Origin of the sequence: Alkalispirochaeta americana (assembly GCF_900156105.1) — a bacterium.
Classification (GTDB): Bacteria; Spirochaetota; Spirochaetia; order DSM-27196; family Alkalispirochaetaceae; genus Alkalispirochaeta; species Alkalispirochaeta americana.
On record NZ_FTMS01000014.1, the window covers coordinates 91,742 to 109,368 of the forward strand.

Below are 17,627 nucleotides of genomic sequence, written 5' to 3' on the forward strand. Positions count from 1 at the left end.
AGAGTTTCAGACTAATACAGCCCGGTCATCATTCCGATGCCGTAGATCACGGCGGCAACAATGGGAGCCGAGACCAGCGACACGATGATCCCTCCCAAGGCGAAATCCCGGATGCTGAAATATCCAGCGGTATAGGGGATAACGTTGGTGGGGGTGCTGGTTACCATAATAAAGGCCATGCTCGCCGTGAGGGCCGCCGGCATGGTTATGGTGAGGGCGTCCAGTCCCACCGCTGCTGCCAGGGTTATCATGATGGGAATCATGATAGTGGCCGTCACGGTATTGCTCGAGAGAAAGATCTTTATCAGACTCACGATAACCACCACCAGGAGTACCAGAACGAAGGGGTGGAGCGTTCCGATCCCTCCCAACGTCGCCAAAGCAAGCCACTCCGCCGCTCCCGTGCGGTAGAGCACCATGCCCAGGGATATTCCCGCCAGGATCAGCACGATACTACTCCAGCTTATGTCTTTCTCCACTTTGGCCCAGGGTGTTTCTGCCACACCGGGAAAAAAGAAAATCGATGCCGTGAGAAGTACCGGAAGGGAGATGGGAATTGCGATTCCCAGCAGATGCTCCCAGACTGGCGTGGTGATCCAGAGAGAAACCGTGAGAAGGAAAATCAGGAGAGTTGTCTTTTCTTCTCGGTGCATCGGAGGAAGACATCGGTATTCTTCTTGCATCTCGGCTCGGGTTTTTTGCAGGCGCTTCATTTCCGGTTTGAACACCACCATGAGCACACCCCAGGTGGGAAGCAGGATCAGGAGCCCCGCCGGAACGCCGAAGGCCATCCATCCAAGAAAAGTGAGTTCCACCCCGGCCATCTCCTGGAGAAAGCCGATGGCGATGGGGTTTGGTCCTGCACCGGCGGGTGTCATGATTCCCCCCACGGTCGGCCCCCAGGCGCAGGAGATCATCAGGGCTTTGCCGAAATTGCTCTTCAGCGGCTCAACCCCTTCCTCTTTCAGGATGGCTGCTCCCAGGGGCATGAGCATGGCAGCCACGGCGGTATCGGTGATCCAGGCCGATATCAGAGCTCCCACGGTCATGAACCCCAGGAGTATCATGGAGGTGCGGTTTCCCGTGCGCGAAAGAAGAAATACCGAAATCCGGTTTCCCAGTCCCGAAGTGGTAATAAAACTCGAGAGAATCAGGACCCCGATAAAAAAGGCAACGATGTGGTTGCCGAAGCCGATACTTACAACACCGGCGAAGCTTTCCACACCGAAGAGAGCCAGCAGAATGAGGCCCAAAAGTCCGGTGATGTGGAAGGGTATCGCCTCGGTAAGCCACAGCAGGAGGGTAAAGAGCAGGACTCCCATGGCGGTGAGCCCATCGCTGGTGAGGGTGGCCCCGCCGATTCGGGCAATGCTCTCCGGCACCGGAGCAAATCGCCCCAGAAGCGCTATGGCAAAGGCCGATGCCAGGATCAGCCAGCGGAAAGAATTTTCTCTCTCCCGAGCCGCCATCACCGGGCCTCCGGGAGAAGAGAACGCAGCATGGTGCCTACCGTGCTTGGCCGGTCTGCCACGAGGGCTCCCGCTCGGGTAAGGGCCTGGTCCTTGGCGGCCACCGTGCCGGCGCTGCCCGTAACGATCGCCCCGGCATGGCCCATTCGCTTGCCCCGGGGGGCGGTGCGTCCTCCGATGAAGGCAACCAGGGGTTTGGTAAAGCGCTGGTCCGCCATGGCCCGGGCTACTTCTTCCTCCATTGTTCCCCCCAGTTCTCCCACGATCACCACACCTTCGGTTTCGGAGTCGTGCTGGAAAGCGTCGAGAAATTCGGCAAAGCGGGTTCCTGGCACGGGGTCTCCTCCCACACCAATCAGGGTAGAGACGCCAAACCCTTCTGCAACGATCATGGAGGTCACCTCGTTAGTGAGAGAACCTGAACGGGTCATGACGCCGATTCGCCCTGGTTTGTAGACTCGTTTGATCCAGTAGGGGAAGGTTCCTGCCATGGATCTCCCCGGTGAGATCACCCCGGAGGTATTCCCTCCTACCACCTGGGCTCCTTCGCTTCGGGCAGCGGCACGAATCTCGACCTGGTCCCTCAAGGGTATGCCGTCGGCGATGGTGATAATCTTTTTGATTCCCCCATTCAGGGCCTCGTATACGGCATCCCTGGTAAATCGGGGAGGGACGAAGAGCATGGCAGCCTCGGCCCGGTTTGCCTCCTGGGCGCGGGCGACGCTGTGGTATACCGGGATTCCCCGCACCTCCTGACCCTCTTTGCCTGGAGTAACTCCGGCAACAACCCGGGCTCCCAGGTCGATCATGTGCCCTGTCCAGAAGGCTCCTTCTTTTCCGGTTATGCCTTGTACAACGATCGGTGTTGTCTCGTCTATGAAGATGCTCATGCCTTTCCTCCTGCCAGGGCTACGGCTTTCCGAACAGCCACTTCGGTATCGTAGAGAGGCTCCAGTCCCGCTGCACGGAGAGTTGCATCGGCCTCTTCCTCGTTGGTTCCGCGAAGGCAGGTCACTATGGGCCGGTCGGGGTTGAGGTTTTTCACCGCCTCCACCACCCCTTTGGCCATTACGTCAGCCCGGGCGATCGTTCCGAAGGTTACAATGAGAATTACCTTGCTTTTGTTTTTGAGGCAGAGCTCCATCGCGCGCTGGGCCTTGTTGTAGTTGGGGCCTCCGAACTCCAGGTAGTTGGCCACAGATCCTCCCTCGTAGTTCACCAGATCAAAGACTGTGGTCGCCAGTCCTGCTCCGGCGCACATCAGAGAGATCGTTCCGTCGAACTGGAGGTAGGGTATCCCTTCCAGGGCAGCTTCGAAGGCTGGATCAGACTCGTATTGCTCGCGCAGAAGCTGAAACTCGGGGTGTCGATAGAGGCTGTTGTCGTCAATGATAACTTTTGCGTCGCCAGCAACAAGTCTTTTCCCGTCGGCTCGCACAAAGAGGGGATTAATTTCTGCCAGTTCGGCATCGTTTTCGATAAAAACCGAGTAGAGACGGGTTGCCAGATCAGCAAAGGATCTGACCATATCTCCCTGAAGCCCCAGGTCGTAGGCGAGGCCGCGGGCCTGATAGGGGAGTATCCCCCGTAAGGGATCAAGAAAAACCCTTTTGATAGCGTGGGGACGTTCCTCTGCCAGGGTCTCGATATCCACTCCTCCCTCGGCAGACGCCAGGAGTACGTAGCCGCCGCCCAAGGCATCGACGGAGATAGATATGTACAGTTCCTGGTTGAAAGGGACCGCTTCTTCCAGGAGTATCGCGGGGATGGTGTGCCCCCCTTCCAGCATCTCCTGGACTGCCAGAAGGGTCTCTTGTGCCAGCTCATCAGGATCGCCCTGGTTCCCTCCAACGATCCTGATGAGCCCTGCCTTCCCTCGTCCTCCCATATCCAGTTGGGCCTTTACCACCAGGCGTGACGTCTTTCCGGAGGAGAGATGTGCCAGTTCGTTGATAGCAGCGCCCAGTCTCTCCTGGAGGTCCGGGCTACCATCGGGTAAAGGAGTTCCATCGGGGTTCATGATTCTCACCAGTTGTCCCTGGGGAATCGCTATTCCTGCGCGGGAAAAGAGTTCCTTTCCCTGAAATTCAAATCGTTTCACAATTCCTCCGCTTTATTTCCTGTAGCGTGTCCAGAATGATCCCCAGATCTCTTCATCTCCGGGTCGGTCCGGGGGAATCGGTTCGCTCACCCAGGTGACGTTGATGAAGTGTTTCCAGTAAATATTCTCGGTTGTGATATTTCCTCCCCAGGTTCCGCAGCCCAGTGTTACGGTGCTGGGCATGGCGTTGAAGAAGTTTCCTCCGTTGCCCGGAGCCTGGGCCTGGCGAACCATAATTCGACTGGTGCGTATGGTCTCTCCCAGATGATGGATATAGTCTTCCCGGAAGGTGTGGATCCCGCAGGAATGGCCCGTGCCGGCCTGGTCGGTGAGACGTACCAGCAGGTCCACCGCCTCTTCCCAGCGGGTATACCGGTAAACCGTGAGGACGGGGCAGAGCTTTTCCTGGCTGAAGGGGTCCTGCTCGAGGGGGTGCTGGCCCTCAACGAGGATAACCCGGGTTCCTTCGGGGAGGGTGATTCCTGCCCCGGCAGCGATAGTTTCGGCGCTACGGGCGATGATTTCGGGATTCAGGCTGACCACTCCTTTTTTGTTGGGTCGCCAGAGCCAGGACTCGAGCTGGGACCGTTCCCGGGAGGTCGCAAGATAACAGCCCTGATGGTTCACCAGCTCCGAGAGCATCTTATCGTAGACGGAGTCCTCCACGATGATGCTGTTCTCGCTGGAGCAACTGGTGGCATGATCGAAGGCTTTGCTCAGGGCAATTTTTGCGGCTGCATCGGCCAGATCGGCATCTTCTGCAACGATTTGAACCGAGTTCCCGGGCCCCACCCCGAAGGCGGGCGTCCCGCTGGAGTAGGCCGCTTTGACCATCGCCCCGCCTCCGGTGGCTACCACCAGATCGACCTGTTTCATTAATTCGCCGGTTTGTTCCAGTGATGGCTCATCCACTATCTGAACCAGATCTTCCGGGGCGCCCACCCGGCGAAGACCTCGGCGCATGAACTCCACCGCCAGAGCACTTGCCCTGGCCGCCCGGGGGTGGGGAGCAAAGATGACGGCGTTTCGACCTTTGAGTATGCTGAGACCGTTGCTCGCCGGAGTTGCCGTGGGGTTTGTGACCGGTAAAAGAGCTCCCACCACGCCAACGGGTTTAGCGTATTTGCTCAGCCCCCTTATCTCGTCCCGTTCTATCAGGCCCACCGTTCGTGCCTGCTGAAGATCCTTTAACACCCCCAGGACCTTTACCTTGTGTTTGGTGATCTTGTCCGCCACGTTTCCCATACCCGTGGCCTGGACAGCGCATTCTGCAAGCTTCCCGATGTTTTCGTCGTTGTAGACCTCCCAGCCCACGGAGAGACACAGGTCGTCGATTTCCTCCTGGGTGTAGGCGGCGATTTTTTCTTGCGCTGCCCGGGCTCTCTCCATGAGGGATGCAATAACGGTTTGATCAGCGCTGCTCATGCGAAGTTCTCCTCCTCCAGCCTCTGAACCCCGGAAAAGGCCGACGAAAGCCACTCGGCCCGATCTTCCATGGTCTGGGTGAACTCCAGGGCGAGCCAGGACTCGACGATCTGGATTCCCAAGAAAGGAGCGGTGATCCAGCCTCCGAGGGTAATAACGTTGGAATTATTGATGATCCGGCCCCGTTCTCCAGCAAAAACCGTGTCTGCCACGATGGCATAGACTCCCTTGAATTTGTTTGCCACGATAGCCATACCCTGGCCCGTTCCACAGACCAGAACCCCCTTGTCGGCCCTGCCTTCCTGAAGTGCCCGGGCCACTTTGGGAGCCTGCTCGACGTAGGGGCGTGCTTCGTCGGGGCTGTCCTGGCCAAGATCCAGAATTTCCAGGTCTTCCCGGGTTGTCAGGTGTTCCAGAAGCGCCTGCTTCAGGGGGTATCCCGCTCTGTCGCTGGCCACGGCCAGGCGTGTCTTTTTCGTATTCATAGTCATGCTCCCTTTCGCTCGGGGTGGTTCCCGGTTTTTTTATCCATCAGATTTCGGGCCTGGTTGGTGATATTTTCGGCTGTAAGGCCAAACCGTTCCTGCAGGTACCGCTGGGTTCCTACCTCGCCAAATTCATCCTGAATACCTACCCGTATGTGCGGAACCGGGTAGTGTTCACCCAGAACCTCGGCTACGGCGCTCCCGAGTCCTCCCTGGACCTGGTGATTTTCTGCGGTCAGGACAGCTCCGGTTTTTCGGGCGTACTGAATCAGAAGCTCTTCGTCCAGGGGCTTGATTGTGTGCATATCGATCACCGTCGCCGATAATCCTGTTTCTTCCAGGAGCTCCGCCGCCGCGATCGCTTCTGCTACCAGGATGGCTCCCGATGCAATGATTGTGAGGTCTGATCCCTCGCACAGAACCTTGCCCTTGCCGAGCTCAAAGGTCTCCGAGGGTGCATAGATTGGTGTTACGGGCTTTCGGTGGAGCCGGAGGTAGCTCGATCCCTTGCGGAAGGCTATCTGCGGAAGAAGTGACTTCAGGCTGACGGGATCGGCGGGTTCGCAGATGACGATCCCCGGGATTGTACGCATAAGCCCCAGGTCCTCAAAGGACATATGGGTGCCCCCATTGTAGGCGGCGGCCACCCCGGGATCAGATCCGGTGAGTTTTACGTTCTGTCTTGCGTAGTTTGCCGAGAGAAAGAACTGGTCAAAGGTTCGGCGAGTAGCAAAGCAACTGAAGCTGGCGGGAAAGGGGATGAAACCTGTTGCCGAGAGGCCTGCTGCTACTCCCACCATGTTTGCCTCGGCTACTCCCATATCGAAGGTTCGTTCGGGAAACCGTTCCTTGAAGCAAACCGTTCCATTGGCACGCATCAGATCGGCATCGAGGACCACGATTCGATCATCCTCCTCGGCCAGGCGAACCAGTTCTTCCCCATAGACAGCGCGCATTTCCGGCTGCTGCTCATCCTGTGGTGCCCGTTCGATCACGTAGTTCATGGCTGTACCTCCCGATTGGTTTCTTCCAGCTCGCTCTCACACCGGTCCAGCCAGGCGTAGACTTTTTCGGCATCTTCCCGGGTGAGGGGCATGTTGTGGTTCGTGTAGTCATTCTCGATGTGGGGAATGCCCTTGCCCTTGATGGTATCGGCGATAATCATGGAGGGGCGTTTCTCCTCGGCGCAGGCCCGTTCCAGGACCTCGTCGAGGGCGCCCAGGTCGTGGCCGTCAACGCGTTGCGTAAACCAGCCAAAACTCTCCCATCGTTCTTCCAGATGATCCAGGTTCATGATTTTTTCGCTGGGGCCATCGATTTGCATCTTGTTGTAGTCCGTGAAGGCTACCAGATTGTTCAGGCCATACATGCTGGCTGACATGGCAGCTTCCCAGGTTTGCCCCTCGTTGGTATCGCCATCTCCGATGAGGGCAAAGATCCGTCCGGGGAGGTTCTTGAGACGATGCCCCAAAGCCATCCCCACGGCAGCAGAAAGCCCCTGACCCAGGGAGCCGGTGGTCATATCGATTCCCGGGGTTCTGTTCATGTCGCAGTGGCTGGGCAGGTTTGTTCCTCCCTGGTTCAGGGTGTAAAGCATTTCCTTTGGGAAAAAACCCCGATCAGCCAGGACTGCGTAGAGGGCCGGTCCGGCATGGCCCTTGGAGAGGACAAACTTGTCCCGATCCTCCCGGACCGGATCTGCAGGATCGTGCTTCATGTGGCGGTAATAGAGCAGCACCAATATTTCTGTTACCGAGAGACAGCCTCCCACATGACCTATTCCAAGGTGGGCAATTTCCTCCACCGTGAGGCGTCTGATGTCAAGGGCCTTTTCCTTAAGCCTTCGCAGATCTTCCGTCGTCATAGAACCTCCTTCTGCCAGGTTGTAACCTGTTTTCTTTCTGTAAGTAACTATGTGACAGGTCCGGGAGTATGTCAAGGGTTTGTTGCTGTCCAGGGTGGCCCCCGGGCCTGAGGAGTCCCGGGGTGTGCCCATCCTGAGGGAAAAATGTCTACAGAAAGGTAGCGCCCATGAGTTGGGCCGTTCTTCGAAGAATATCGCGCTGCCGTCCTTGAACAACGCAGAGATGGTGGGGCATGCCGGCCTGGATCATCTCTTCGAACCATAGTCGTATATCAAGAGACTCGGTTTCAAAAAGACCGTTGGTGGCCAGAAGATCCCGCAGAGGGGGTGCGGTTTTTCCTTCCAGAGCTGTCATGTAGTATCTGTTTCGGAAACGCCAAAGCCGGAAGAGGGTCACCTCCATACCGGCGCGTATGGTAGCCTCCACAACGGTGGGTTTTAGATTATTAAACTGAAGTCCCAGTCGGGGAGCTCCCGGTGAGCCTGGGGGCTCGCACATCTGGAACGGGGCCGCGCCGGTGTGCCAGATTGTGGCGGTTTTCTCTGTGTGCTCCAGCCAATCGGTGAGATACACGGGGCCGATCCCCAGGCTTTCGGCGATACGTGAACAGATAGCTCCATCAAGATCTCCTTCCATGGCGATGGGCATTCCTTGCGAGACCAGTTGTGCCAGGGCAAGATAGGGCCAGTGACCGGTCTGGTTGGGAAGATCGGGCCAGCACCGGAAAGCAAGAGCGTCGAGGCCTGATTCCTGGTAGATATCCCTGAAAGCCCGGGAGTATCGGGCCTGCATCTCCAGTTCCCCGGCTGCTCCCGGACTGAACCCCTCTCCCGAAGGAAGACCAAGATCCTTCAGGGTTTGAAGATCCCCGGCGATCTCGTCGCTACTGTACCCTTCAACGCGGGATATCAGTTCGGTGGTGCTCACGTGGTAAAGGTGAGACCCGAGAGTTTCGGCCAGAAAGACCGGATCGGCATGGAAATCGATAAACCCGGGGGCATGGTATCCGATCAAGCCGAAAACCTTTCCTCGGATATTCTGGGCGGCATGGACCGTCAGGATCTCTCGCTGGAGCGCCTCCTGCGTTTTCGGGTCATCGGGGTGGCCGTAGGCAAAGGAAATGGCGTGGCCCAGATGACGAAGTGTGGCAGCCATGGCATGGGTTCCCACCAGAGAGTTGGCACTTATCATGGATCCCTCCTGTTTTTCCGTGGTCGCCCAGAGCAGGAGCGGTTCTTCCCAGAGCCGCGAAAGAAGGGGGGCCAGGCGGCCATCGGAGATGGTGGGTTGTACTATCACAAGGACTGTGACGCCCCGGGCCCGGCAGAAATCAACCGCTTTTGTGAGTTCCGTCGTGTCAGTTATGGTTTCGGGAGGGCTGTGAACGGTCCAGGGAAGGCTTTCAAGAAAGGCCTGGATACGGCTGGTGATCGTTGCTCCCCACTCCGGGTCAAAGCCTGGCCGTTTTCGGCCCATAATCAGCAAACCGATCGACGGTGGTGCCACAGAACGCTCCTGGTGCAGGTTCATAGGGTTCTCCTTATGCAAACAGATCTTATTTTCAGAAACTAAGTAATATTACCGCAGGTCTTCCGTTCCGTAAAGGAGTTCTTTGCCAGAGGTTTCTAGGGTGAGTCCGGGGAGCTGTTCCGGGGGAATCGTATTGTCAGGGATGTTCCCTGACCCTGGGTAAGCTCAAGGGAGGCCTTCTCCTGCTCAGCCAGGGTTCTTACCAGAGAAAAGCCAAAGCCTGGGGATGTTTCCGGAACCAGTCCGGGAGGGATTCCGATTCCGTCATCGCGGACTTGAAGTGTTATGCAATCCTGGTCCGAAGAGACCAAAAGAGATAGAGAGATGGTGCCCGAGCGGCCTTGAGGAAAGGCGTGTTTCAGGGAGTTTGTTATCAGCTCATTGGCGATAATTCCGGCCACAGAGAGCGTTTTGCTGTCCACAAAGGTGTCATCGGCGGTTGCGGTGAGGGTAATTTCGGGAGGTATCGAGAGGGCCTCGCAAATTGTCTCTACCAAGGATTCCAGATAATCCCGCGCCGAGATTCGCCGGAAATCACGGCTGCCATAGAGCTGTGCGTAGAGCACGGCCATGCTCTGGAGGCGTCCTCTGGCATCGCGGAGAACTTTTGCCGCCTCGACGTTTTCCGTGGCACCCTCCTGAAGGGCCAGCAGGCTGGTCATGATGGTCATGTTGTTTTTTATGCGGTGGTGTACCTCGTGGAGCAGCAGTTCTTTCTCCCAAAGGAGTGATTTAATCGTCTGATCGTCCTCCTTGCGCTCCGTTATATCGTGTGCTACTGCCAGAACGGTTCCCTCCTCGGGGTCACAGGGGGTCACCTGAGCCTCGAACCATCTTGCCTCTCCCGCAATGGCGAGCTCGTATTCAAAAATCTGGGTTTCCTTCGAAGCCAGGGCCAGGGCAATAATGTCCAGGATGCGCTCCTCTTCATCCGCATCGAACAGATCGGCAAGGCTGATCCCTTCCAGCGCTTCCAGAGGGAAGGCCAGGAGCTCTGGCCTGGCCGCGAAGGCCTCCAGAAAGTGCCCCTCCCGGGTGATCACAAAGACTGGATCGGGCAGGGCTCGAAGGATCGCCTCCTTCCGCTCGCTCAAGGAGCGGGCCCGTTGCTGTTCTTCGAAAAGCTCCAGGGCGAGGTGAAGGGTCTGTCGGACCACGGCGGCTCCCGCAGTGAACTCCAGGCATCCCTGGAAGGAGGCCTTCTCGGGAAGGTCCCGGGGATCCTCATCGGTTGATACCAGACGGATCAGGGGCAGGCCCTGGCAGGCCCGGAGAAGGGTTGCCAGCACGTCAGGACCGCCATGATTTCGGGTGGCCCTGGTATCAAGAAGAACCAGATCGGCCACTGATCCTTCGCGGTGCAGGGGCCTTCCGGACTGGAGGGTCGACTCGCCCCAGGGGTCAATCTCGACCAGGTATCCCCAGGAACTCAGGAGACTCCCCAGACGGTGTGTCTCCCCGGCTTCCCCGGAAAGGATCAAGAGAAGTTTCTTCTCAGATTCGACCATAGGCCTTCTCCACCATGGAACCCCTTCACTATGAAATAAAGGATAGTGCATAGGACCCGAAAGTTCTACGCCGGGATCGGCCTCCGGGATAAAGGGGCGTTTTTGCTCCTCCCCTTCCGGTTATTCGGATAGTGCTTCAATTGTGTTGGATATTTCCTGTAGCAGTTGTCTGGCCTTATAGGGCTTCGGCACGTAGCTGTTCATGCCTGCTTCAAGAAAAAGGGTGATATCGTCGGCAAAGGCGTGGGCCGTGAGGGCGATGATCGGCTGAGGTTTCCGGTTCTGATCCTGCTCCCATTGTCGTATGGCCCGAGTTGCCTCGATTCCGTCCATTTCCGGCATGGATACGTCCATGAGGATCAGATCATAGTGGTTCTGCCTGGCCTGGTTGAGCGCCTCCTGTCCGTTTTCCGTGGCAGTCACCAGGCAGCCCTGCTGTTCCAGAATTCGTACAAGGTATAACCGGTTGATCGCCTCGTCCTCGGCAACAAGGAGTCGGAGTCCTTCCAGGGAGGCTGTTTCGCGGGCGGGGGCAGTCGCTCTGGGAGGTGGGCCGGGTTCGGGAGGGATCACGACAGGGTTCGGCGGGTCTTCCTTCCCGGGAGAGCTGGCAAGGGGCAGAGGCACGCTGAGATGGAAGGTCGTCCCTTTTCCCGGCTCGCTCTCTACTGTTATTTCTCCTCCCAGAAGGTCCACCACCGAATGAACTATCGAAAGGCCCAACCCCAGCCCGGCTGTCTTTGCCGGGCTGCTCTGGTCCAGCTGTACGAAGGGATCGAAGATGCGGGAGAGTTCCTGGTGGGTCAATCCTGGTCCGGTATCCTGAACGGTCAAGAAGAGCCGCCCCTGACGGTAGACAAAGGAAACCGAGACCTCGCCCTGGGGGGTGAACTTGATGGCGTTGCTTGCCAGGTTTATCACGATCTGGGCGATACGTTCCTGATCCCCCACCACCGACCGGGGAAGATCCTGACAAGAGAAGGAAAAGTGCAACCCCTTTTGCCGGGCGGCCAGGTGGAGGGTCTGTTCCAGCCACTGCACGAGCGGGGGAAGATCGAACGGATTTGACTTGACCGAGAGAGTTCCCACAGTGATTCTGGAGACATCCAGAAGGTCCGAGAGCACTCTCAGGAGCTGCTCTGATGCCCCTCGAAGCATGTGGATCTGGGCCTGAGCCTCCTGGTCCAGATCTTTTTGGCCCAGCAGATCGATCATTCCCATGATTCCCTGGAGGGGGGTTCGCAATTCGTGACTCACGCTGGCCAGGAACCGCGATTTTGCATTATTGGCTTGTTCTGCCTGGGCAAGGGCATCCTGAAGTTGACTGGTCTTTCTTGCCACCTGACGTCGGAGCAGGAAAATCCAGCCGGCGCTCCAGAGCACCGCCGCCAAAGCACCCCCGACAAGGGCAAGGAGGATTCCCGCCGTTCTGCTTTGCCAGAACGAGGGGGTCTCCAGGACACCGAACCATTCCTGGTAGATGGTGTCGTGCAGTCCGGTGGAGTTCAGGATCGAGAGGCCCTCGTTCAAAATAGCCAGCAGCTCGGCATCGCCCTTGCGGACGGCCATTCCGTAGGGTCTGCGGAAAAGGGGAGGGTGCAGCATCTGCAGATTTGTATAGTTTTCTTGCCGGATCTCCCTCATCCCCTGGCCCATTCCGAAGATTGCGCAATCACCGGTGCCATCGGAAAGGGCTTTCAGAACCTGAGTCCAGTCCCGGACGGTGACAATTTCCCGGCCCAGTTCGTGGGTCAGGGCGTAGTCGTGGCCAAGATCGCCTTCCTGGACGAGAATCACTGCGTTGCCAAGATCACCGGGGCCGGTGATGGGCGAGCCTTTGCGGACAAATATCCCGTAGGAGGCGATCAGGTGAGGTACGGTGAACTCGTGAAGGTCTTCCCGTTCGGGGCTACGGTACATACCGGCAAGCATATCGATCTCACCGGACTGGATCCTTCGGCGAGCCTCGGCCCAGGAAGTCAGTTCTATGGTAATGTCCAATCCCATGATCAGGGCAATGTGATTGAGAATCGCGATGTTGAACCCGTCGGGTTCTCCCCGGGCATTGATGAACTCAAAGGGGGGGTAATCCCAATCGCCGCCAACGACGATGGACCGCGTTGTTTCCAGGGAGGGGATGAACTCGGGCTGTGATCCCTGCTCGAAAAGGACGCTGCGCTCTTGCCGGATGGTGCAGGTAATCAGGCTTGCCGTCAGGACAGCCAGGAGGGCCAGTACTATCAAGGCAACCGTGACGAGACGGGGTAATCGGGATGTGCCGGAGGAATCGAAGAGCCCCATACCTCTAGTATGGGACAGGTCGTGGCAATTGGGTAGAGCCAGGGAGGTGTTTTTGGTACTGTCAATGGAATCGACGGGGGATGGAAAGTCTTCCTTGACCGGGCCTCCTGAATGCGGTTAAAATAGTTTCTTACAGACAGGAATAAAATAACAAACGGTAACCAGGGGGGTATCCTAATGCAGAAAGCACCGGTCATTGTCATCATTGGGGCGGGAAGTGCCGTCTTCGGCCAGAGAGCCATCTCGGCCATATTGCGCTCGGAACGGCTCAGGGGCGCTGATCTTCGTCTGGTCGACATCGACGAATCGGCCCTGGAATGTATGTATAATCTTGCCCAGGTAATGAACCGCCAGTGGGGATCGATGGCCTCCGTCAGTGCGCACACCGATCGCCGTCAAGCCTTGCCGGGTTCTGATTTTGTGATCGTCTCGGTACAGGTAGGACCTCGTGAAGAAGTTTGGGAGAAAGATTGGCGCATTCCCCGGGACTACGGCATTCATCAACCCTACGCAGAAAACAGTGGTCCCGGCGGGTTGGTTCATACAGCTCGAAATCTGCCTCTCATTCTGGCTATCGCCCGGGATATGGAAGAGCTTTGCCCCCAGGCCTGGATGATGAATTACGTGAATCCCCTGATCCGGCTCACCCAGGCTGTGGCGCGTTATACAAAAATAAAGGTGGTGGGTATGTGCCACCAGCTGCTCTGGGGGTACGCCATGGCCATGGCCTTGCTGGCTGATCTCTACGGAATCGATGTCCCCGGGGATGTCAAAATAGACACCAACCACGAGACCCGGCATTTTCGGGAGCCTCTCATGGCAGCAGGTCTTGAACATCTGGATATCAAGGCTGCCGGAATCAACCATTTTTCCTGGGTCTACGATATCCGGGACAAAAGCACCGGTGAGGATTTGTACCCTGCCCTGAGGGAACGGTGGTTTCGGCCGGAGAGGGCCGGTTTCGAACCGCTTTCCCGGGAGATGTATCAGATTTTTGGACTGATGCCGACACCCAGCGACAGCCATCTCTGTGAATTTTTGCCTTTTGTTCATGATCCTGTGAAAAAACCCTGGGAGCGCTATGGCCTTCATACCCAAAGCTGGACGGGAAATCATGCGCGACGCGAGGTTCGGCGTGAACTTGCGCAGAAAATTGTCGCCGGTCAGGAGTCGGTGGAGCAACTTCGGAACTTGCGTACCGAGGGTGTTCCCGAGGTGATCGAAGGGGTTCATTTTAACCGAAACACCTTCATTCATCAGCTCAATCTTCCCAATAACGGATTGATTCCCAACCTCCAGAATGATGCGATCGTCGAGGTTCCCGGTGTGAGTTGCGGTCAGGGTGTGCAGGGCCTGGCCATGCCGCCTTTGCCCGAGGCAATCGCCGAGCTCTGCAGAAGGGAGCTTGCCTACAGTTCCCTGGTGGTGGACGCTTCTGTGGCAGGGGATCGTGAGCTGGCGCTTCAGGCCATGTTACTTGATCCCGTGGTAAACGATGTGGAGAGCGCCCGCCTGACCCTGGATCATCTCTTGCGGGAGTTCGCAGAGTTCCTTCCGCAGTTTGAGCGGTGATTGGTGAGCGGTATGACGCATCTCCTGTATTCGGGGTTGGAGGAGCTTCTCTCCCCGGCGGCGCTCTCGCGGGTGACGGGAGAGACCGTGGAGACCCTGGAGCGGCACCCCCTCTCGGCCGGCTTTGCCCATTCCGGCAGCGGGCTTGAATTTGTCCAGTGCCGGGGGCCCGGCGGGGGGAGCGGGCCGCGTCTGGTCCTGAAAAGGGTCTCCCGGGAGTGGGACTGGCTCATGCGCGTTACGGGAGACACCCGGTGCCGGTCGGTCTCTCTCTGGAGCCTAGGATTTTTTGATCGGCTCCCCCCGTGGTGCGAACCTCCGGTCCTGGCCTGTTGCAGGGACGGCTCCGGGTGGGCTCTTCTTATGAGAGACTATAGCGGGACGGTTATGACGAATCGCCCCTTCACGGGGGAGGCAAACCGCCTCTTTCTGGACACCGCAGCAGCAATGCACGCCCGTTTTCTGGATGACCCCTCGCTGGCGGGGAACGAGCCGGGTCTCTGTGCTCTGAAAGAGGTTTACGGAATGTTTTCTCCGGCCACGGCCAGAGAGGAGATCGCCAGGGGCCACGACGGGGAGATTCCCGCCAGAATTCTTGAGGGTTGGGGGATGGCTCGCGACCTTTTGCCGTCCGATGTGATGGATGTGGTGGAGCCCCTTGTGTGCGATTCTGGTCCGCTCTGTCGGGCGCTACAGGCGTTTCCCTTCACCCTGATTCACGGTGATTACCGGCATTCCAACTTTGCCCTGACCCCCGGGCCTGACACCCCTCGTGGGGTAGTTCTTCTGGACTGGCAGCTGGCTGCCCACGCACCGCCGGCGGTGGAGCTGGGACGATATCTTGGGGCAAACTCGCCGTTGCTACCGGAATCGAAGGATGAAGCTTTGAGCTACTACCGGGAACGGTTCTTTTCCGAGCTGAAAGGCCGGGCCCGATCCGGGCACGGGAGATCCTGGTGGGATGCCCAGGAGGACCTGGCCCTCCTGGGGGGCTTTGTTCAGGACGGGTGGGCCATTATCCTGAAAGCAACTCATTGGCACGTGGGGTCTCGGGATCGGGAGCACTGGAAGACTGATCTGGCCTGGTGGGCAGACCGGGTCCGCCGGGGGGCAGAGCGCCTCCGCTAGTCCCGGCCGGAGTGCTTCGGCCGGGCTCTCCAATTTAGCGAATCAGAATATCCGGCCTCGGGATCACTCCCGGAGGGGCGGATTCTTCATAAGGAAGCTGGCGCTGTTCAAGCAGGGGCCACCCCGGAATCTTTGTGAGGATCGCCGGCTCCGTTTCACCCACCAGAAGGGTGTCTTCCGATTTTGCGCCGGGTAGTGAGGGGTTCCAGGCGCAAATATGTCCCGGTGAGAGTTGATCCGATCCGTCCGGCAGCGCCAGATATTCCCTGGGCTCGTAGCCCGCCACACCTCCCTGGTGGTGGTCGACCCAGGCCTGGGGAAATCCTGCCCGGCCGTAGGAATCACGGGCTATCCGGAAGATCTCTCCCGTGGTGATCCCGGGGCGTGAAGCTGCGATCATGGCCTGGTCGACCAGGGCCACGGCGTTCTGGCGGTGACGGATATCTTCGGGCGGGGGGCCGAAATGGACCACCCGGGTAAGCGAGACAACCAGTCCCTGACGGCGGCCGCAGAGAACAACCATGGCGTGGCGCTGGAGGATCTTTTCGGTAGGAAGGGGGTGTCGGTACTGCTCTATTCTTTCGTCCACCGCCACTAGGGACACCACGGCCTGGATTCCCCGGCGCTGGGTTTTCTGCCAGAGCAGGGCTGCGATCTCCTCTTCACTTTGTCCGGGCTCCAGAGAGAGGCACGTTTCCATCATCGCAGCAGCACAGTCGGCACCAAGGCTTTTGGCACGGTCCTGCTCTGCTGGAAGAAGCCGCGCCCTGAGCCGGGAAATGCTCCCGCCCAGGTCTGTTGCTGGAAGGTCGGGGATATTCACGACGGTGTCGCACCCCAAAGAGGGTTCTTTCCTGAGGTCAGGAGCAACACCGTAGTCTCTCAAAACATCGGCCAGGGTGCGGGGCGATCTGTGCCAGGGGGTGCTCTCCAGACTCCATCCCGCAGCGGCGAGATTTTCTTCCTTTTTCAGGCGGGGGGCCTCGATGTTGTTGGTTATCAGCAGGTGGGTGTGGGGTGTCACCAAGGCCATCACAGGGCCTTCGCTGCTGGCGGTGTTCACCCAGGTGCGGGCTCCGCCGGTGATCCAGGCCAGGGAGGAGGTTTTCTTCAGCAGGACAGCCGAGAGGCCTCGGGTCTCCATAAGATGGCGAAGGCGAGTCAGTTTTTCCTCAGTCTCTCTTAATGTTTCTTTCATAAAATTAATAAACCACGAGTTTGGGTTGCTGTCAATCGTTCGGAAATGGTCATAATTTCTGACAATCGCTTTTTCATTGTTTTCTTGTTTAAAAAAGAAAGCTATACTCTCCAGATATGGGTAAAGGAACAAAAACAAAGCGGGCCGGAAAAGATGGGGTCCTCGCCAGGACAAATGCCGGGAGCGGGGAGAAACGGACCCGGAGTATCCACCTTCGGCTTCGAGCCAAAATGCTTCTCGCCTTCGGGTCGCTGGCTTTTATTATTCTTGTCGCCGGGGGAGTGGGGGCTGTTCGAATTGGTGGCTTGCACCGGGATGCGCGACGTCTCACGGATCGGGCCACGCCCTACCTCTACGCGATCATGCAATCCCGTCTGGCTGTGACTCAGGCCCAGCTGTTGCTCGAGAATGTGATCGCCGGTGTGGAAGATCAGGCGGAACTGGAGCGGGTTCGGACCCTCTCGGCTCGGGCGAACCAGTACCTCAACGCAGTCCTGGAGGGCGGTTCCGTGGAGGGGACAACCTTTCTTGCCACGACCTCTCAAGACATTGAAATTGCCCTGCGGCAGCTCCAGACTTTTACCATGTCCATGCGCAGCATGGTGGATAACCGGCTGAGCTTTTTTGAAACTGCCGGCCGGGATAACGTGACGCTCCGAAGAGGGTTCATCCAGAATCAGCAACAATACGAGGCCTCGGCCGAACGAGCCCAGGCGGTCATCAATCAGGAAGTGGAACGAACCATAGCGGTGATGAACGCCAACGCCGCTCAAGGGATGCGCCTGCTCCTGGGAGCAACCGCAGTGAGCCTGGTTCTTGCCCTGGTCCTGGCCATCGGCCTCTCGCGGCACGTGGTCAACCGGGTGCGCCTCACCAGGGACATTTCGAAAAAACTCGCCACGGGGGACCTCACGGCCCGCGTCACCGTCCGGGGCCACGACGAGATCGGTGAGATGGGCCGGGATATCTCCTCGGCCGTGTCGGGGTTGAACCGGATCATAGGCACCGTGGTGGACCGCATCCAGGTCCTCAACGCCACGGGAGA

At 58.1% G+C, this 17,627-nt stretch carries 14 protein-coding genes; 3 read left to right on the plus strand and 11 right to left on the minus strand.

Features of this window, described 5'->3' with window-relative positions; genetic code table 11:
• Positions 1-11: 11 nt before the first annotated feature.
• The 10 genes from BW950_RS11170 to BW950_RS11215 form a co-directional block, all read right to left on the minus strand.
• The gene (locus tag BW950_RS11170; RefSeq protein WP_076489383.1) at positions 12-1,469 is read right to left on the minus strand and encodes an SLC13 family permease; all 1,458 of its coding nucleotides are present in this window, start codon (positions 1,467-1,469) and stop codon (positions 12-14) included.
• Positions 1,469-2,359: a succinate--CoA ligase subunit alpha gene (locus BW950_RS11175; protein WP_076489384.1), complete on the minus strand. Its 891-nt coding sequence runs from the start codon at positions 2,357-2,359 to the stop codon at positions 1,469-1,471. Before BW950_RS11175 ends, BW950_RS11170 begins: the two co-directional genes overlap by 1 nt.
• Positions 2,356-3,570 (minus strand): succinate--CoA ligase subunit beta, encoded by a 1,215-nt coding sequence (locus tag BW950_RS11180; RefSeq protein ID WP_076489385.1) that lies wholly within the window; start codon positions 3,568-3,570, stop codon positions 2,356-2,358. Before BW950_RS11180 ends, BW950_RS11175 begins: the two co-directional genes overlap by 4 nt.
• A 12-nt stretch (positions 3,571-3,582) precedes the next feature.
• A complete protein-coding gene (locus BW950_RS11185; RefSeq protein WP_076489386.1) occupies positions 3,583-4,995 on the minus strand; it encodes an aldehyde dehydrogenase family protein in 1,413 nt (470 codons plus the stop codon).
• The gene (locus tag BW950_RS11190) at positions 4,992-5,480 is read right to left on the minus strand and encodes an RpiB/LacA/LacB family sugar-phosphate isomerase (RefSeq protein WP_076489387.1); all 489 of its coding nucleotides are present in this window, start codon (positions 5,478-5,480) and stop codon (positions 4,992-4,994) included. The genes BW950_RS11185 and BW950_RS11190 overlap by 4 nt, the downstream gene beginning before the upstream one ends.
• Before the next feature lie 2 nt (positions 5,481-5,482).
• On the minus strand, positions 5,483-6,484 hold the full coding sequence (locus BW950_RS11195; RefSeq protein WP_076489388.1) for a transketolase family protein: 1,002 nt from the start codon (positions 6,482-6,484) through the stop codon (positions 5,483-5,485).
• Positions 6,481-7,344: a transketolase gene (locus BW950_RS11200; protein ID WP_076489389.1), complete on the minus strand. Its 864-nt coding sequence runs from the start codon at positions 7,342-7,344 to the stop codon at positions 6,481-6,483. Before BW950_RS11200 ends, BW950_RS11195 begins: the two co-directional genes overlap by 4 nt.
• A gap of 148 nt (positions 7,345-7,492) precedes the next feature.
• Positions 7,493-8,875, minus strand: a complete 1,383-nt coding sequence (locus BW950_RS11205) for a sugar isomerase (RefSeq protein WP_076489390.1) — start codon at positions 8,873-8,875, stop codon at positions 7,493-7,495.
• Positions 8,876-8,970: 95 nt separating this feature from the next.
• On the minus strand, positions 8,971-10,383 hold the full coding sequence (locus BW950_RS11210; RefSeq protein ID WP_076489391.1) for a sensor histidine kinase: 1,413 nt from the start codon (positions 10,381-10,383) through the stop codon (positions 8,971-8,973).
• Positions 10,384-10,503: 120 nt separating this feature from the next.
• Complete coding sequence (locus BW950_RS11215) at positions 10,504-12,684, minus strand: transporter substrate-binding domain-containing protein (RefSeq protein WP_076489392.1); 2,181 nt, start codon at positions 12,682-12,684, stop codon at positions 10,504-10,506.
• 177 nt (positions 12,685-12,861) lie between these two features.
• Between BW950_RS11215 and BW950_RS11220 the strand changes: the two genes are divergently transcribed.
• Together BW950_RS11220 and BW950_RS11225 are read left to right on the plus strand one after the other, a co-directional pair.
• Entirely contained in the window at positions 12,862-14,256 is a 1,395-nt protein-coding gene (locus tag BW950_RS11220) for a family 4 glycosyl hydrolase (protein WP_076489393.1), read from the plus strand.
• 12 nt (positions 14,257-14,268) lie between these two features.
• Positions 14,269-15,384 (plus strand): phosphotransferase, encoded by a 1,116-nt coding sequence (locus tag BW950_RS11225; RefSeq protein WP_143559217.1) that lies wholly within the window; start codon positions 14,269-14,271, stop codon positions 15,382-15,384.
• Positions 15,385-15,418: 34 nt separating this feature from the next.
• Here BW950_RS11225 and BW950_RS11230 read toward each other — a convergent pair whose 3' ends face one another.
• On the minus strand, positions 15,419-16,582 hold the full coding sequence (locus BW950_RS11230; protein ID WP_083943957.1) for a M24 family metallopeptidase: 1,164 nt from the start codon (positions 16,580-16,582) through the stop codon (positions 15,419-15,421).
• 116 nt (positions 16,583-16,698) lie between these two features.
• Between BW950_RS11230 and BW950_RS11235 the strand changes: the two genes are divergently transcribed.
• Positions 16,699-17,627: HAMP domain-containing protein (locus BW950_RS11235; protein ID WP_143559218.1), on the plus strand; the 929-nt coding region annotated here is incomplete at its 3' end.

Coding starts and splice junctions, on each gene's coding strand:
- BW950_RS11170 (WP_076489383.1), bottom strand. CDS start 1,469: ATGGCGGCTCGGGAGAGAGAAAATTCTTTCCGCTGGCTGATCCTGGCA.
- BW950_RS11175 (WP_076489384.1), bottom strand. CDS start 2,359: ATGAGCATCTTCATAGACGAGACAACACCGATCGTTGTACAAGGCATA.
- BW950_RS11185 (WP_076489386.1), bottom strand. CDS start 4,995: ATGAGCAGCGCTGATCAAACCGTTATTGCATCCCTCATGGAGAGAGCC.
- BW950_RS11190 (WP_076489387.1), bottom strand. CDS start 5,480: ATGAATACGAAAAAGACACGCCTGGCCGTGGCCAGCGACAGAGCGGGA.
- BW950_RS11195 (WP_076489388.1), bottom strand. CDS start 6,484: ATGAACTACGTGATCGAACGGGCACCACAGGATGAGCAGCAGCCGGAA.
- BW950_RS11200 (WP_076489389.1), bottom strand. CDS start 7,344: ATGACGACGGAAGATCTGCGAAGGCTTAAGGAAAAGGCCCTTGACATC.
- BW950_RS11205 (WP_076489390.1), bottom strand. CDS start 8,875: ATGAACCTGCACCAGGAGCGTTCTGTGGCACCACCGTCGATCGGTTTG.
- BW950_RS11210 (WP_076489391.1), bottom strand. CDS start 10,383: ATGGTCGAATCTGAGAAGAAACTTCTCTTGATCCTTTCCGGGGAAGCC.
- BW950_RS11215 (WP_076489392.1), bottom strand. CDS start 12,684: ATGGGGCTCTTCGATTCCTCCGGCACATCCCGATTACCCCGTCTCGTC.
- BW950_RS11220 (WP_076489393.1), top strand. CDS start 12,862: ATGCAGAAAGCACCGGTCATTGTCATCATTGGGGCGGGAAGTGCCGTC.
- BW950_RS11225 (WP_143559217.1), top strand. CDS start 14,269: ATGACGCATCTCCTGTATTCGGGGTTGGAGGAGCTTCTCTCCCCGGCG.
- BW950_RS11230 (WP_083943957.1), bottom strand. CDS start 16,582: ATGAAAGAAACATTAAGAGAGACTGAGGAAAAACTGACTCGCCTTCGC.